This window comes from uncultured Azohydromonas sp., from assembly GCF_937926365.1.
Lineage (GTDB): Bacteria > Pseudomonadota > Gammaproteobacteria > Burkholderiales > Burkholderiaceae_C > Azohydromonas.
On sequence record NZ_CALAOH010000255.1, the window covers coordinates 116,993 to 134,090 of the forward strand.

At 62.1% G+C, this 17,098-nt stretch carries 12 protein-coding genes; 3 read left to right on the forward strand and 9 right to left on the reverse strand.

Annotation, left to right across the window (positions count from 1 at the left end; translation table 11 throughout):
• Position 1: 1 nt before the first annotated feature.
• The 5 genes from drmB to Q0741_RS28675 form a co-directional block, all read right to left on the reverse strand.
• The gene (drmB, locus tag Q0741_RS28655) at positions 2-1,993 is read right to left on the reverse strand and encodes a DUF1998 domain-containing protein (protein WP_298236598.1); all 1,992 of its coding nucleotides are present in this window, start codon (positions 1,991-1,993) and stop codon (positions 2-4) included.
• Positions 1,906-5,244 (reverse strand): helicase-related protein, encoded by a 3,339-nt coding sequence (locus Q0741_RS28660; protein ID WP_298236599.1) that lies wholly within the window; start codon positions 5,242-5,244, stop codon positions 1,906-1,908. The genes drmB and Q0741_RS28660 overlap by 88 nt, the downstream gene beginning before the upstream one ends.
• Complete coding sequence (locus Q0741_RS28665) at positions 5,234-7,408, reverse strand: UvrD-helicase domain-containing protein (protein ID WP_298236600.1); 2,175 nt, start codon at positions 7,406-7,408, stop codon at positions 5,234-5,236. Before Q0741_RS28665 ends, Q0741_RS28660 begins: the two co-directional genes overlap by 11 nt.
• 570 nt (positions 7,409-7,978) lie before the next feature.
• The gene (locus tag Q0741_RS28670; RefSeq protein ID WP_298236601.1) at positions 7,979-8,185 is read right to left on the reverse strand and encodes a hypothetical protein; all 207 of its coding nucleotides are present in this window, start codon (positions 8,183-8,185) and stop codon (positions 7,979-7,981) included.
• Positions 8,186-8,389: 204 nt separating this feature from the next.
• Positions 8,390-8,956, reverse strand: coding sequence for a hypothetical protein (locus Q0741_RS28675; RefSeq protein WP_298236602.1), 567 nt, complete (start codon positions 8,954-8,956; stop codon positions 8,390-8,392).
• A 265-nt stretch (positions 8,957-9,221) separates the two neighbouring features.
• Between Q0741_RS28675 and Q0741_RS28680 the strand changes: the two genes are divergently transcribed.
• On the forward strand, positions 9,222-10,235 hold the full coding sequence (locus Q0741_RS28680) for a transposase (RefSeq protein ID WP_298236603.1): 1,014 nt from the start codon (positions 9,222-9,224) through the stop codon (positions 10,233-10,235).
• A 178-nt stretch (positions 10,236-10,413) separates the two neighbouring features.
• Positions 10,414-10,998, forward strand: coding sequence for a hypothetical protein (locus tag Q0741_RS28685; protein ID WP_298236604.1), 585 nt, complete (start codon positions 10,414-10,416; stop codon positions 10,996-10,998).
• Between the two features lie 149 nt (positions 10,999-11,147).
• On the opposite strand, the gene Q0741_RS28690 is transcribed toward Q0741_RS28685, so the two are convergent.
• From Q0741_RS28690 to Q0741_RS28705, 4 genes are all read right to left on the reverse strand, one after another.
• The gene (locus tag Q0741_RS28690) at positions 11,148-11,420 is read right to left on the reverse strand and encodes a hypothetical protein (RefSeq protein WP_298236605.1); all 273 of its coding nucleotides are present in this window, start codon (positions 11,418-11,420) and stop codon (positions 11,148-11,150) included.
• Between the two features lie 1,007 nt (positions 11,421-12,427).
• The gene (locus Q0741_RS28695; RefSeq protein WP_298236606.1) at positions 12,428-12,967 is read right to left on the reverse strand and encodes a hypothetical protein; all 540 of its coding nucleotides are present in this window, start codon (positions 12,965-12,967) and stop codon (positions 12,428-12,430) included.
• A gap of 141 nt (positions 12,968-13,108) precedes the next feature.
• The gene (locus Q0741_RS28700) at positions 13,109-13,903 is read right to left on the reverse strand and encodes a PEP-CTERM sorting domain-containing protein (protein WP_298236607.1); all 795 of its coding nucleotides are present in this window, start codon (positions 13,901-13,903) and stop codon (positions 13,109-13,111) included.
• A 74-nt stretch (positions 13,904-13,977) separates the two neighbouring features.
• Complete coding sequence (locus Q0741_RS28705; protein ID WP_298236608.1) at positions 13,978-14,292, reverse strand: hypothetical protein; 315 nt, start codon at positions 14,290-14,292, stop codon at positions 13,978-13,980.
• Positions 14,293-16,069: 1,777 nt separating this feature from the next.
• On the opposite strand from Q0741_RS28705, the gene trfA reads away from it, so the two are divergent.
• Positions 16,070-17,005, forward strand: a complete 936-nt coding sequence (trfA, locus tag Q0741_RS28710) for a plasmid replication initiator TrfA (protein WP_298236609.1) — start codon at positions 16,070-16,072, stop codon at positions 17,003-17,005.
• Positions 17,006-17,098: the final 93 nt, after the last annotated feature.

A 17,098-nucleotide genomic window follows, 5' to 3' on the forward strand; every position in this document is an offset into this window, starting at 1 on the left:
CTCAGTCCGCGTCATCCATGTCGAAGAAACCCCTCCATCCCGCCTGTGCTCCCTCTGCCGGCAGGCCGACCAGCATGGTGCGGTCCAGCTCGCGGTTGAACTTTTCACAGGCTGTCTCCGGCACGAGGAGGCAGCAGTGACAGGCGGCTCCGCTGACCCGTTCGCCAGACTGTGCAGGATCGGTTTCCAGGCACACAGGATCGCTGCCACACCATCTTGCGGCTTCGATCGTGCGCAGGATGATCTGCTCCAGCCGCTCTGGCTCCGCCAGCCGAACGAGGCCGCCAAGGCTGCCCTCGGAATCCGGTGAGCCCGTGTACACCAGCACGCCGCTCATGGCGGACATCGGCCCGCTGGCTTCACCGACATAGAGCCGTTCCCGCAGGGACGATGACGAGTAGCCGCAGTCGATGGATATCGTCCGTATGAGCGCGTGAGCGAAGGAGTGGATGAGCAGCAGCCGCGCCGTGATGCTGTAGTCGCGCGGATACCCTCGCTCGGCCGCGATGGCAGCCGACCGGCTGTCGAGGCACGCGACGCGGGAAAGAACCGCGGGATTGGCTGCAACCCAGGCGTCAATGGCTTCGTTGCGGAAGCGCAGGAAGATGCCCTCCCCGCGGATCTCGGCTGCAGGCAGCCAGCCGCGGGGAGCTTTCGACAGCGGTGCGACATGCCCATCCCGGATTGCACCCGCGATCCGTTCACTGCTGACCGGGTAGGGCTCGATCCTGCTGAAGCCTGCAAGCGCGCGCACCTCACGCAGCCGCGAGACGGCGCCGACGAGATCGAACCACCGGGACAGCTCCCCCTCGGGCTCGTAGACCGAGTTGCAGAACTGCGGTACCACGCCTCCGACGATGGGGTCGTCCCTGTCGTGCGAGAGGGCCACGTACTCCTCGGCCCGCGAGCTCACCTCGGTACGCTGTCCCTGGATGCCCTCGATCCGCTGCTTCTCGCGAAACGCCATCAGCAGCGGTTCCACGGGCATGCCGTACGTCGTGGCGAGCCTGGTGAGCACGGGCATCACGGCTTCTGCGGGCATCCCCCCAAGTGACAGCCACTGCCCCTCGATGATCTGGAATGCACCCTCTGATGCAGGAGGAATGGACAGCGCGGAGGCCACCACGGCGAAGTGTGCATTCGACGCACCCCGCTGGATCACCCGGGGCGGTGCATCGCAGTCAGGCTGGCGGTCATGGAGCCACGGGCGCACGCCGCTGCACTTGACGCCCTTGAGACTGTCGGGCCGGAATGCGTCGCCCAGGGACTCAACGGCCCGGCACGTCTTGCACCGGATATACAAGTCAGCCAGGGCAGCCGACCTTCCGCGCGAGCCAAGCTCGAGAGCAGGCCGTTCGCAGATGCCTCCGGCACGGTGCCTGTGAGCCCACCATTCCCAGGGGAACTCGTCCATGTGGCCCTTGCGGCACGCGATGACGAAGCGAACCGGGGTCGTCTGGACAGGCCTGGCGTGACCGGTACATTCAAGCTGCGCCCCGTCCGCCGAGAGCTGGAACGGATCCCCCTCCCTTCCCAGCCGGTGGCACTTGGGACACTCGTGCCACGAGGGAAAGCGCACGGCCGGCAGCGCCTGTGCGGGATCCACCCGGCCGGGTTTGCCAGAGATGTCCTCCGTGGCGGGTGGCAGCCTGAAGTGGCTGACACCCAGTTGCGCCTGCAGCCGCGTCTCGTTGATCGTCAGCGACGGAAGCCGCGTCGCGTTATCCCAGTCCTCCAGCCCCATAGGCATGAAGGAACCCTTTTCCAGGTCAACGATCGCGCCGATGCCGTAGGTCGATACGAGCTGCGAGCGGCGCACCTTGCCCAGAGGCTCGACTCCGGAAAACGTTGTCGCGGCCTTTCCTGCAGCGCCGCCTGGCCGGAAGCCCCTTCTTGCCGTTGCCATCATGTACTCCAGGTTCTGCGCGTGATCGTCTTCAGGACAAATGCGGTAGAGGGTTCCACTTCCCGCATCGAGTTGGGAGTGGGCCATGCGAGCGTGCTGCCAGTGCCGCCTGTCTCTGCAGCGCACATCAGGTGTGGCGCACTCGTTCCGAAGGGCGTCTTTTTCTCCCAGTAGACAAGGCGCTGGGTCGATGTCCTTGCCTCGCTGCTGCGGCGTGCCCACTCCGACACGATGGCCTCGAGTTCCGATGCGGCTTCTGCGGCTTCGCCGGCATCTGCAGCTGCCGCGACGCGGGCCCGTATGGTGGCCAGGAGATCCTGGACGGCAGGATCCCGGGGATCGAACCTGATGGCATCTTCATCGCCGGACAGCCCTGTGACGAGATGCCTGACAAGCGAGGCCAGGACGGCGTGGAGTGCCTTGTCCCGGGCCCGAGGCGCCCAAGGCGTGACGCTGGTGGCCTCGACGCTCCTGTAGAGGGCTCCGTGGTAGGCACGGAAGTGCTCGAAGTGGGACAGGTCGCGGGGGCGGCCGAAGTTGTAGAGCGTGATCACGAGACCCGGCAGGCCACGGCCGACACGGCTGCTGGCCTGGATGTACTCGGCCGTGGACTTGGGCTGCCCGTTGACCACCATCAGGCCCAGCCGGGGCACGTCCACGCCCACCGAGATCATGTTGGACGCCAGCACGGTGTCCCTGGGCTCCTCATGCTCGCACGGATCCTTCATGAAATCTGCCAGCGTTGCGGACAGTGCGTGAAGCAGCTCGGGAAGCTCACGGGACGAACGGCGGCTGCTCAGCTCGACCGGCAGCTGCTGCAGCTCGCGCATGGGCGTGCCGGTTCGGCTGGCGAGAAACTGCATCTGGCGGGGCACGTCATCCTGCATGAGGACGTAGGCACCGCCGAGCTCGCGCAGACTGTTGAAGTAGGCGACACAGCTCCAGTACGGATCGACGGCGCCATCGTCATGCCTGCCCCCGTGCCGCAGGCCTGCCGCGGACTGCAGCAGGGCAGCGACCAGGGCCTGCAGCGCGAACTTCGGGCTTCGGCCCGCAGTCGGGACCCCGATGTACAGGCGATCCGGTCCGCTGTCGTCACGGACAGCGAAGAACGAGTCCCTGGCCTCGAATCCGGGAGGTGGAAACTGCAGCACGGACCGGTCGAACAGCGAGCGCACCTGGGATGCCGCATGGCCGATCGTTGCGGTAGAGCCGATTACCTTGGGAGGAATGCCGTCCCGCGTGCAGAGGGTGTCCACCACGGTCTCGTACAGGCCCGCCATGGAGCCCAGCGGACCCGAGATAAGGTGAAGCTCGTCCTGGATGATCAGCCCGGGCGGTGTTCCTCCGTCCAGCCCGAAGATTCCGCGGATGGCGGTGCTGCGTGGAATCTGCGCGAACTTGTCGATCGTGCCGATGAGCAGTGATGGGGGCGTGTCGTAGATCGGCTCGTCGACCGTGAGCACGGGAAGCGGCCGGCCGCCGGATTCGCATCCGGCCTGGGCGCAGACGATGTCAATGCGCGGCAGGAGCGGGTCGGCCCTGTAGGCCGATCCCCGGAGCTCAGTCCCGCAGACGGGACACCGCAGCAGTTGGCGCGGTGTCGACTTGGGCTTCTGGTCCGCTTGCTCAAGTTCGATGGCCTCCCGCGCCTCTGCCATCTTGTTGGGCGTTGCGTTCTTTCCGACGTACAGGCCGAGCGAGATGCGCGCCGTTCCCAGCCGCGGATCCGACTCCCTCAGAAAGTCGCAGGCCGTGATGAGGGCCGCCGCCCGCTGGAACTGCTGCACCGTCAGGAGCCGCAGCGTGTAGCGCATGAGCACATCGACACCGCCGGTGGCACGCCGGGACTCGCTTGTCAGCCGCTGATGGAAGATCTGGAAGGCTGTAAGGCCGAGATACGCTTCCGTCTTGCCACCGCCCGTGGGAAACCAGAGAAGGTCCATGCAGCGCCGGTCATCCAGCTTCGGATCGACCAGCCCCGGGATCACCAGCAGCATGAACGCAAGCTGGAAGGGGCGCCATGCCAGGGGACCGGCCTTCGCTCCACGAGCGGAAAAGCGGGCCTGCCTGTCCATTGCCGCATTGGCCAGGGCAAACGCGGTCCAGACGGCATCGTGCGTGCGCAGCATGTTCACGCCCGCGCGGATGCGTGCTGCGGCAAGCACGCATTTCTCGAAATTTTTCCCGGCGGCCTTCGCATGATTGCCGGTGAATCCAGCGGCACGAGGGTGCAGCTCTGACTCGATCCAGTGCTCGTAGCAGTCCGCGAAGGCAGCCAGTGCCTTCACCACGTCCCCGCGCGCGGACTCGCTTCCCAGATACGCCGCGTCGAAGGCATGGGGGTACTGGCGCCTGAACACGTCCAGTAGCTCGTGTCCGTCAGGGTCCGTTCCCTTGACGGACGACGCCGGCAGCCAGGTGGTGCGCACCTCGTCAACCGTGCTGCCCGGCTCGGCTGCCCACGTGGCTGCGACCCCATGGCCGACGGCGAACTCGCGGACATCCCGGTACAGCAGCGCGTTCGTCAGCGCGTCAGCGTCGTTCGCGTCGATGTTCGGCATTGGCCGAGGCTCGATGGCCGCTTCGTTTCCGAGCACGGCCCGGACCACGACCTCGGCCTGGAACATGCATCTCGCATCCCTCGGCCCCGACCTCTCGTCGTCAGGCTCCTCGTTGATCAGCGTCACCGTGAACACATGCTGTCCGGGTCCGACACGCCGCCGGACGTGTACCGAAAGCCGTGGATCGAGAACCGTTTGCCCCGAGTCGTCAGTGAACTCGCTGTACTTCTTCGTCGAGGACAGGCTCTCTGGCGGGAGGTGCAGCTGGTAGCCAAGCTGCCTTCGTTCCCAGGTCCGCCCTGGCCTGGGCGCCGCCCCGTCCTGGCCCCGCGCTGTCTCGCTTGGCTCTGCCGGTGATGCATCTGCCGGAGCCGCAGGCCCGGTTTCGCTCTCTCCGGATGGCCTGTCTGCCGAGGCATCCCGGGGCTCGTACCGTGCCGTGCTCCCGAGGCTTATCACCACGGTTGCGCCCGCCTTGACCGCGAAGCTGATGCCGATGGAGCAAGGCCGGATCGTCCTGTATCCCGGGATGGCCGTCTCTGGCGCCGATGCGGACTCGGGGTCGGCGCTGGTGCTGCCCGCTGCATCGAGGCCCGCTTCATCATCCTGGGCGTCCACCGGCGCGCCTCTTGGCCAGAGGATGCCTGTCAGATAGGTGTCGACTGGCGCCGAGTCGATTAACTCGTCTGGCCGCAGTGGGCCGACGAGCAGTGAACTGGCCATCTGCACGAGCTCCGCCCGCGCCGCATCCATTGCCTGGGTATCAGCTGCCACGAGACTTTCCCATCTTGAAGTCGCCCGTTCCAAGGAGCGATATTCCCAGCCACAGGCCGCTGGAGCGCCAGGGTTCCGGGACCGAATCCACAACGTCTTCGGTCACGCCGAGCGTGATGATTTCCGAGATGCGGAGGTTGTAGATGACGCCTGGCAAGTAGTGGTACTTGTCCCAGAGAAGGCGCAGCAGGTCCATCGTTACCTGCGCACTGGTACGGCCAAGAAGCGGTTCGCTTCCGTCCCCGGTCTGCAGGCGGATGTCGTACCGGACATCGCGCGCTTTGGCTGATGCGTCAGGGCCGGAGACTTTCCGGAGTACCACCTTGTGCCCGCGCCATGCAGCCGCGTTTGATGCCAGGTTCCTCTGCAGCATTTCAACCGCTGCAGCATCACCGTGGACCGCCGTGTCGACAAGGCTGACCGGATCGATGTCTCCCGGCAGCCCTATCTGGAAGTTGACCATCCCTCCCCACGAGACATGCCGCGTACGACTGGAAGAGGCTTGCCACTGGTAGGGCGCCCTGTAGATGCAGGTCGAAGGAAGACGTCCGAGCTGGGTGGCGGCTCTTGTCACTGCGACGAAGCCGACACGCGCCTCCTCCAGCGGGTCGTCGCATGTCTCGCCCTCGTCCTTCCCCTCAAGAAGGGCGACGTTGTCGAACTCCATGCCCTTTGCCTGATGGATCGTCGTGACGACGACCTTCGCTTCGTCGTGATCCTGGTCTTCGGGAAAGGAGTCAGGCCATGCGAGGCGTTCACGCAGCACGTGCATGTCGAGCGCAGAAGCGCCATCGGAGGAGCCACTGGCCAGCGAGAGCCTGCGCCAGGCGAGGTCAGCCGGTGGCACGGGGATGGACTGCACGCCATCGCCTGCTTCCTGCACTGCACGTGCATGGACGGCGTTGAACGTCCCACGGGTGATGGTCCTGGGCTTGAACCGTGAAAGCAGCAGTGCAATCCAGGGCGGAGCATATGGAACGTTGCCTGCCAGCCGCAGGTGCACCTGCACGGGCGGGCTCTCGATGCCGTCACCCAGCAGCATCTTCGCTACCCTTGCGGCTTCCCCGTTCGTGCGGGTCAGGACTGCCAGCGATCCTTCAGGCAGCCGGGTCAGCCAAGCGGGGCCAAGCCTTGAGTCTGCAGGTGAGGTCGGCAGGTTGTCGAGGAAGCGCCTCATTCCGGCAAGCTTCTTGGCTGGCTCCAGATTCCGGCGTTCCAGGATCCGCCGCAGACCGGCTGCCATGTCAGCCAGCTTCTTCGTGGCGCGATGGTTGGTGGAAAGCTCAACCTGACGCAGGCTGGAACCCATGCGGGTCTGCAGCTCCTGCCATGGGTCCAGATTCGTCAGCTGTCCGCTGCTGCGGGCCGCGAACCCGTAGATGGACTGTGCGGGGTCGCCGAGTACGGTAAACCCGATCTTCCGTTGCGTGTCAGAGAGGCGGGAAAGCAGCGTGTTCACCATCCCGGCCCGCACGCCAGGCAGATCCTGGAACTCGTCCACCACCACGTGCCTGATGATGGAAAGCCGGTCCAGGACAGCCGTCTGCGTCTCGTCGGCGAGAGCCGCCGTCGCAAGGGAGATGTTCTCGTCGTGGGAGTTCCGGAGCAGGTCGGAAGCGGGGGCGCCGTTCTGGCGCAGAAGGCGGAACGCCCACGAATCGAATGTCCGGATTGCCAGATGCCGCAGGTCCTCGACAAGCGCGGCGTCGACCAGCTGCAGTCCCTCGATGCGCCGTGTCAGTGTCGCGACGGCACTTCGCGAGAAGCTCAGGACGAGGATCTGCGCTGGCTGGAGCCCCTGGCGGAGAAGATGCACGAGCCGCATTGCAGCGACCTGCGTCTTTCCAGCACCCGGACCTGCGACCACAAGAAGCCGCTCATCCCATCCCGCCCCGATGACGGCCGCCTGCTCGGGATCCGGGGTAAAGCCCGTTCCGGTGGCAGGACCGCGTGCATCCTGCCCGGCGCTGCCAACATCGCTGGATGCGGCCGGCAAGGTGCTGCCCTGGGCGATGGGTGAACCAGGGCGCAGCGATGGCTTCCCGTTTTCCTCCGGCCGATCCCGAAACTTGACGCCTGTCCTCTGCCGAGGCGAAGGCATGTCGGTAGGTCCGGTGTCGTCTCCGTCGTTATCCCCAGCACCGGAATACTGCTTCTTTTTCACGCATTACATTCTGCATCAAAATAATCGCTTTGCATGTTAAACAATTTGGCCATGAAGGCAGAACAGAGGGCGGTGCGCGACGTCACTGCTGGCGGCCGCATGTTTCCTCCGCAGCCATCATCTATGGACTGTCTTCGGGTGCGCCACATGGGGCACCGCCAAATGGTTAGTGATGCTGTTGCCGCCGAGGCTGGACAGCGAGATTGACACCAAGGGCACCCTCATAGGCTTGCCGCTGGGCTTCGGCCTCGACTGGATCACTCCAGACGTAGCAGAGCGCCGCACTTGTCGTGAGCGCCGGTCCTGTCCGGGTGTCGCAGGTCACCATCCGGGCGTCGGCAGTTGCCAGGACATAGTAGGAAATTGGTCGAGCATCCTTCACATATTCCCTCCCTGTCCGACTTGGTGGTTTACTGCACAACAACGTCCCATGTACCGGAAGACGCATTGCTGCCAGCTTCCATGCACCCATGTGTACCGGCAGGGCGTAATGGACAGTCCCGCGCCGGGGACGGCACAGCCTGCGCTTTCCCCTCAGATAACCTGAAAGCCCAGGGACTGGACGCATGCTCACAGGGTTTCCAGTGCCCGAACGGCATCCTCCGGGGCAAGGAAGCCCGTGATTGGCGTCACCACCGACCGGCCATGCTTCCGAGGTGGATAGGTGACGCGTACAACCTGAACCCGCCCGGCTTCCACTCGCGTGCTGATGGTGTCGTCGTTGGTACGCTGGCGCGCAGCAAGGGTCGCATTACGCAGATCCATCAGGGTTGCCATGACGATGCGCTCCTTTTTCCATCCGAAAAACCCGGGCCTTTTCCGTTCCCTTTGCCTTGGCAGCGCTGCAGGCTTTTGCCGAAGTCGGCTCGCCTGCCTGTGCGGCTGCATCAAACCTGCCAAGGACGCCAGCTGTGCTTTGTCTTGAACCCGGCCACTCGATGTGGGAGTCTTGCTTGACAGCTCAATGAGTTCCGTTCTCCATCATGGAGCACTGAGCATGCACGGCATCGTGTGCAGATGACAGCCCTGCTCTGCAAGCGCCCGCTTGGCAGCCCCGATGTCAGCGATACCGAGCCCTACAACAACACGAATCTCGCCGTCGAGCGATTTCCAGTAGAGCCAGCGGCCAGCTTCACATGCAGGCAACTGCGCGCCAGCTTTAACAAGTGAAAGCGCCAGTCTGCGCGGGTCATCAGATGCGCGCCATACGTGGAACTCGGCGAGGTCTCTGCGGCGGTATTTGGATGCCCGTGAAAACGGCACGCCAGCCAGAGGAACATTGTTGCGTACCCAAACATAGCCAACCCGCTCCATCACCTGCCTCGTCATGGCGCCAATCATCTGCTTGACGCGGTCGTCCATCACCTTGTCACCGAACTCCTGCAACAGCCCTTCTTCGAGAGCCTGGAGAGCGGGACGCTCCAGGTCAGAGGCAGCCTGCATCCTCAGCACGGATTCAGGCCTGTTCAGGTAGTTCCACAACTTCTGTCCTAGCGGGGTGCTGGCCAGACCGGAATAGCTCCTGGCTTCGAACGGGGGTATCTGCATGAAGAGGGCTTCTGGGCGTTGTATCGATTCTGACGCGTCAGAATCGACGTGTCAACGGTTGTCCAGTAGATGCCCGTACTGGCAGTGCTTCGGTGTACCCGTCTTCCTTCTACACCTGGAAGCCTTACCCTCCGGTGACGGAGTCTGGTCCTTGTTGTTGCGCCGGTAACCTATATAGGACTTACGCAAAAGAAACTTCATAATATTTTTCGAGTTGGTTGTCTGGTTGAGTAAAATAGGTGCCCACTCATGCGCGAGGAACTCTGTGAAGCCAACTCGTCGTGATTACTGTCAGTTCATTCTGGCCAGCCAGATCAATTACACGCAAACGTATTTTGCAGACCATCATCCGCACTTCTCGCACGATGCCATCAACCGCTATTTGCAGGACGACAACGTAACCCCCGAGGAGCTGTGGAATAGCGTCAAAGACGTCATCGAGTATGACGATGACGCTTGCTTGATTTTTGATGACAGCGTCCTGGACAAGAACCACGCTCACAAGATCGATTTGGTGCGTCTGCAGTACAGCGGCAACGCTCATCGGCTGATCAAAGGCATCGGCTTGGTCAACTGTTTGTACGTCAATTTGAGGACGGGGCGCTATTGGGTCATCGACTGGCGCGTTTACGCACCCGACGAAGATCACAAGACCAAGCTGGCCCATGCCAAGGAGATGTTCGATAACGCCATCCATAGCAAGAAGCTGCGCTTTCGCACCGTGCTGATGGACTCGTGGTATGCCACCAAGGAGCTGATGAAGCACATCCATGCCTCGGCCAAGCTCTTCTACTGCCCGCTCAAGAGCAACCGCAAGGTCGATGACAGCGGCGGTGAAGAGTCCTACAAGGCGGTGAGCGAATTGCAATGGACTTCAGAGCAAGCCGCGCACGGCAAATTGGTCAAGGTGCATGGATTCCCGGGAGACTTCAAGCTAAAACTGTTTCGGGTCGCGGTTGAAAACAGCCGCACGGAATGGATTGTGACGAACGATTTTTCTCAGGATTCAACTGACGGTACCCGAGAAATGTGCGCCGTGCGTTGGAAGATTGAGCAGTATCACCGGGAAGTCAAGCAAGCATTAGGCATCGAGAAATGCCAGTGCCGATCGGCACGCGCTCAGAGGAACCACATTGGCTGTGCAATGCTGGTCTGGGTGCATTTGTCTGAACTGGCCCGAGAGCTGAAGAAGAACATCTACAGAATCAAGAAGGAGATGTTATCGAACTACATGAAGCAAGAACTGAAAAATCCGTCAGTCCGAATGGCGCACGTCTGAAGTAGCGCCGAAAAACGGGACTTCGGCGCTAGCTGAAGGCGTTCTGCGTAAGTCCTACTATAGTCTGCAGCATGAGAGGCAGCCAGTGTGTGTGATGAATGGGCCGTGAGACTGTTGATGGCTGAAGTTGATCCACACTACCTGATCCAGGAGCCAGGAACCTCACACTGACCCGAGCATGACTTTCGAGATAACGAATCATTGGACCAAGGTGGGCTTTGTAGCGCACTGTGCCGAAACGCTTTCCCGGCTGGCCTCCAGCTACGAGGCAGAGCCGGCTTGGCATCGCTTGGCAATCGAGCAGGCTGTTGCTTGCACCAAGGTGCGGGCAACGAGTGGCGGTACTCCGGATGTTGACGACTCACCCGTGATAGAGATTGGTAGCCAGTTCTTCGACCACTACGATATAGATGCTCTTGCCAGTGCCTTGGGAAATTGCTACGAAGCAGCACTGAACACTGCCGCAGAAGTCGAGGAACCCGAAGCAGATGTAATGCTGGCGGCCACAGCTCTGGCAAGACTGTGCTTGAACGCCGCTTTCATGGCTGACCTTCTCGATCCAGACATCGACGTCGTGGAGGAAGCCGTGTCCCTGATGCGGAATGCAGGGGAAGAGCACGGAACTCATGCAGCAGCTTGTCTGGCGCGGCTACGTCTCGCAAGCGCCGGACTGCAGCTTGAACATGAGGATGCCTTGCCAGCATGCCTGGAAGAAATGTTGCGAGTGCAGGATTCCTGGCAGCAGCAAAGCTGGTATATGTGAGCGCAGGTCGCACGTTCCAATGCTGACCGGAACCTCGGCCTTTAGCGCAATGAGGCAACATGAGAGGTCAACCGCTCATGTCGTTTGACAGGGTGGATCAGGTTTACTGCCTGTGGCCATGGGCAGGAATCCGTGACCTGCTGCTGAACTCAAGTCCGCTCGAGATGCTTGTCCATTGTCCCGGCGCGGAACTGGAATCTGGGTGCCGTCCCTTGCGAGGCAAAGAACGCACCAATGAGGTCGTTCTCCAGCTCAAGCGCATGCACGATCCCACCGCCCAGAGGCTTGGCGAGGTGCGACACCTCCGGGGCCACGGGTGCAAAGGTGCTTGCGTGGTCTCGCATTCGCCCTGACAGGTCACTGGTCTGTCCGATATAGCAAACCGTATCCACGTCTTTGGCACGCAAGCGATAGAGGAACATGCCAGGTTGATGTACGACGTTGGAAATTGGCGCGAAGGGAGTCCATTCCAGCCCCATCCAGTCATCCGAGCAAGGGGAGCCTTGAGCTTGCAAACCCGGCAGAGAGTCTTGGTAAGCTGAGCCTGCGCCCTGGAGCTCCAGGCGTGCGCCGCAGCGCCCTGACTTGCGATTTCCAGGCCGCCTGTAGCCACCGTGAAAATGGCCATGATTGCACAGCGTGGAACGGCCGGCTGCCCGCCTGTAATGCCAAAGCAGCATGCATTCAGCGGCCAAGCGCTGCTCCCGGCTCACGTCCAGGGGGGCTGCAGAAGCCTCGAACGCCGAGCCAATCGCGTCTTTCCACGCCCATAGCCCGGGAGCAGCCGTGTGGGGATCGTTCCACGGCATCTTCGCCTTCAGGGTGCCAGACCTCAGAGACTGCAGGCGGGAGCGCAAGTCCCCAGTCTGCCCAATGTAGGCAAGTTGCCTCGTGTCTTGCACGCGTACCCGGTACAGGCCAGGACTCTTTGGCCAGAATTTCGTGTTGCCACCGCTGAAAGGTACCCAGACGGACCACCGAAAGCCGGCCCAGTCATTGTCGGTCCAGTCGTCAACACAGGACAACGTTGATGGAACAGCTGACACGTGCGCATCCATGAAGTTGGCCGATGGTCGTTGCAGTTCTTGGCTCAGCATCGCGGGAGGTATCTACTTGCATTGATACCGATGGCTGCAGGAAAGAGACTCTCGCCAGCCGCAGGCTCAATGCGTGAGCTCATAACCGCAGCTGGCGAAGTATTCCTGTTCTGCGCCACCGACGCCACATGTTTTGCTGTCTCGTCTGGACGGCCGGGCCGCTGTGTTCGCAGCGGCAGGAGCCGGCGCACGCCATCGCCTTCGACCAATCTATGCAACCGATGGCCGTTTCTCCTGACTGGGACGGGCAGGGCGGCAACGGCATCGCTGCACTGGCTTCGGCAATGCCGTCACACGCCGGGGTGTTGTTACAGCAGCATCGCGTTCTGCGTTCAGCGTGTTTGTGTGTAGGTCGCCCGACGCTCAGTTGGGGGCGGTGCGCGGATCGGCGCGGGTCGGGCCGCACAGGGAATAGACGCCGTCCACGGCCTCACGCACCGTACGAGGCCAGGCCAGCGCGCGTCATGCAGCGGCTTCTCGTCTACTGAGCAGCCGTCGCGCTCCAACCGGCTCCACGCCTCATCGAGCAGTTCCAGGCACCAACCGCGCGGGCCGTCGAGTTGCTGCACGGACGACTGCAGCTGGGCGCGTACCTGCAGCCGTGTGCCCAGGGGCTGCCGGCTGGGCCCGACCGGGCGCTCCAGCACCAGCGGCGTGGCCAAGCGCAGGAAGCCGCGCGCCATGCCGCCGAGGCTGGCCGCCAGCGTCACGTACGCCAGCGCGTCAAAGGGGAAGCGGTAGAGCGCGCCGGGCTGCGTTGCCGCGGCGGGGTCGATGTCGAAGGCATGCGTGTCCGGCACCACGAGGTCGTGGATCTCGAAGGCGTGGCTGGCGCTGGCGCGCAGCCCGATGGCTGCCCAAGTCGGCAGCACCTGCACGCCTGCAGCTCACGGCGGTGCGCAGCACAGCGCCATCGTTGGCGGGCATCTAGTCCACCTCAACCGTCAACAGCGGATCGATGTCCGTGGCGACGGAGCGTGCGGTCTTGGACTTGGCCGGGGGCGAGGGGTAGGTTACCCGGCAAACCCAGTTTGTTTGTGTCGCAATCGGTTTTCGCAGTCCATATCTGTTTCAGAAGTGCGGAATCGATTGCTATGGAATCTGTTTGCCATGAAGTACGAGGCCATAATACCAAGTGATACCAGGAGCGCGGTGGATGGTTCAGGCACGCTGGATGGGTTTTCGCCGCTGGTTAACCAGCTATAAGAGAAGTTGTCCATTGCAAACATCTCGCCATCAAATGTAATTCTATTTATTCCGCTGTAGTTGAGTTCTACGTAAGTCGGCGCTACGTTATTTATAAACACAAGATCTGAATACAGTTGCACATCACCAGCATAGCCTCGAAAAATTATTCCTGAATATTCTTTGGCAATGGCAGTAAAATGCGCCCCTGCAAAATCAAAAAGCTCGCCATTAATTGTGCTGAGAGAGGCCGAGTAAACGTACCCTTGGCCGGCACCGTAAGCTACTGAGTTGCCTGAAACAAGGCTTCTGGTAACTGAAGTGTCATCGCCGCCATAAATCCGGGTGTCAATTGCAAGAATATTTTCCCAAGTGAAGCCACCGTATCCTATTGGAATGAATTTGGCTTGTCTCTCTACAAGTCCTTCAAAGTCAAGCAGTGACGAGAAAGCTGGTGTGCAGGTTATTAGCGCGCTTGCTGCGATTGCGGATGCCTTTTTCATCGATTCGGTATCTCTTTTTGTGACACGGAAATGTGAATTGTAATCAATGCGTGCAGAAATTACCAAGAAGGTGGGTGGTGCGCGGATATAATTTGAACGCTTGACATCGGCTTGGTGCACGCACACTCAAGGCGGCGCGGCACTGGTTGTCTTCCGTCGTTGGTGGTCCAGCAGCGGTGCCTGCGCCGTTGCGGTCAACGCCACCAACGCCGCCAATTGAGCAGCGCCAGCAGCTTGCGCAGGCGGAGTTCCACCGGCCCGTAGTTGATGGCCATCAGCGAGTCGGAGCTGCCGCGCCGCCGGTCACCGGCCCGCAACATGCACGCGATCTCGGACCTGGGGTGGATCGGCCGTTTGCTGGGGAAGACCCAGCGCGCGTGGTCGGAGTAGTCGTCGGCAGATGGCGGTGCCGTGCCTCCGCACTCGGGCCTGGCCTGGGCACGGAGGTACGCCGGGATGGGGCCGAGCTCTTTGTCGTCGTCCATGTCCATGTCCATGTCCATGTCCATGTCCGGGATCATGCCGCCGCCAGCGCCAGCAGGTCCTCGTAGCTGGACTGCTGCTGCGCCTAGTCATCGACCACGTGCGCCTCGTGCTCCTGCTCGATAAGCGTCCTGGCGGTATTGGTCAGTGTGCCGACGGCCTGCACGAACAAGGCGGCCGCACGTCGGCTTGCACGCCCGATTATTGAAGCAACATACCTGAACCCAATCCTCTCACCCCCTCCTCCTGCCACGCCCTGTCTTCCCCTTCTCCCCCCTCAACAGCGCGGCCGGAACAGGGGGCACGGCAAGGTCCGCGGGTGGCTCCGGTATGTTGTATTAATGGGACTAGAAGCCGCGAGCAGCGTGCTTGCCATGGTCCCCTCTCACGCGTGGTGGCTTGATCGGCGGCGCGACGCACCACGAGCCCAAAGTGATGGTTCCTGTGCGAGAACGGGTCTCGGGGCCGTTTGCGGCCTGGTCTTCTGCAGCCACGCCGCGGCACGAGCGGCTACAGCATCGTTGCCGCACAGAAACCGTCACTTTGCCTCGGCACGCTCCGCGTGCGGCCGAAGAGGAAGCCGGACAGTCTGGCCGTCGGCGGCGCCGGCTCGAGCGTCCTCAACGCTGGCGAGGCGGCAACTCTAGGCCTGCAGCTTTTGCGCCGCGGCACAGATCAGCCTGCGGCATGGAGCAGCGGGTCAAGTGCGAGCCACGCCCAACCAGCGCTCTACAGCCGGATGACCAATCGCGGTCGGAAAACACGTTCGTGTTCTGACTCATGGTACGGAAGTGAAGTCGGAAGTCGTGTGCTGACTCAGGGATGGTGGCGCTTGGAGCGCTCGTGTTGTGACTCACGGTCCGTGTTCTGACTCAGGGGAAGATCTGGCAGGCGCAAAGAAGGGACCTAGTCCAATTACTTGATGTGATTCAACAACTTAGGTTAGTTGCCCACAGCTTCGTGTTCTGACTCAGGACATTCGGGTTTTGGCTCAGGATCATTCGGGTTCTGACTCATGGTGGTTCGGGTGCTGACTCGGGTCCGTTCGTGTCCTGACTCACGCAGCCAATCGGAATATTTCTTGAAATTCAACAGGTTATGCTTGTTATCCACAGCCCTGAATACCTTCTTTAATGCTTCTTGAATGCCTTTCTGAATCGCGGGCTGCATGCAGGCGCACTGACGCTGCGCGACACCGCACACACGATGGAGCGGCCCAGGCAACCAGAAAATGGGGCTCGCGGACGTACTGGCTCGCGGCCAACGGCACGGTGCTTCCCCGTCGCTCAGCCGCACACGTTTGCAGGACATTCGGCAGCGCGCCCACACGAAGTTCAACGGAGGCAGGCGTGAGTGGGAACACGAACGCCTCTGTATGGCACGGCACGCCATGCCCCGGCCGAGAACGCACCGCCCAGAGACGCTGCCCAAGTTCGCGCGGGACAACCCCAGTCCGTAACGCCATGTCTTCACTGCCTACCTCGCACAGCACGACATTGAGCAAAGGCCTGTCCCTGGTGCGAGTCGAACGCCACCTCGCCGACAGGCCGCAGCCGTGAACGACGCCGCTTCGGTCACACGTCGAAGTCATGCCGGCACGACGCTCGTCTAGTGCGGCTCTTTGTGTGTGTTCTCTTCGCAACGGCAACCAAACCTGAGTCAGAACACGAATCTGGGCGCGCACGCCTCTCTGGGCACATGGCACCGCCGCCCTGAGTCAGAACACGAATGTCGCCACGACCCTGAGTCAGAACACGAAATGCAGCCTTTACACGGTATGACTCATCGCGGACCATGCCCGTCGTGAAGAAGCTCGACACCGCTGTCCCGCCGCCTGAAGACCCCAGAAGCGCAAAACCTGCCGGCCGTGCTGCCGCGCGGTTGACGGAGCGCCTGCAGCGCGTACGGTCCAAGTCGAAAGCCTTGGCACCCTTGGCTGCTTCGGAGCCGGAGAGCATCGACAACAGGCAGTTGCCACTCTGGCCAGAAAAAGTCCGGGGGCTGCCCAATGCGCTTGCCCGGTCGGCGCTTTTTTGTGCGGGTACACCCAAGATCCCGCGGGAAAACCTCAAGCAAAAGGAGATCTACAGCATCAAGGGGATCACCATCCACTACACGGGCGAGGAGTTGCGCAACGACGACGACGAGGACGTGTTCCTGCAGGTCACGCACCTCGCTCGGCTTCAGCCTCTGGGCGAGCGGGTGGAGTTCTCCGCGCACAGCATGCTCAAGGCGTTGCGGTGGGACACGGGCAGCGCAGGCTACAAGCGGCTGCGCGCCGTGCTGACACGGCTGCAGGCCACCGCCGTGATGGTGTCCGCCGATGGCATGGAGCGAGGCTATTCGGGGTCGCTGCTGCGCTCCTTCGCGTGGGACCAAGCGCGGTGGTCCGTCGAACTGGATCCCAAGATCATCCGACTGTTCGGCAGTACGCAGTACACGCGCCTCGAGTGGGAGCAGCGGATGCGCCTGGCGCCTCTGGCCAAGAAGCTGCACGCCTACTACGTCACGCACCGGGACCCGTATCCGCTGCGGGTCGAGACGATCCGGGACTTGTGCGGCTCGCGTATCCGGGAGCTCTCGCAGTTCAGGCCCACGCTGCGCCTGGCACTGAATCGCCTCGTGGAAGTCGGATTCCTGGAAAGCTGGAATCTTGACAGGACCACGGACCAAGTCAGCGTCGTGCGTGCGCCGCAAGCGTCCGCGTCGCTCCTCCGGAACGAAACGGCGGTCGCCTGATCGACCCGCACGATCTGTGGCTGCTTGTCTGCCACACGATCAGTCGCACCTTGCGTTGCACCTGGCGCGACATTGCAGGTCAAACGGCGAATC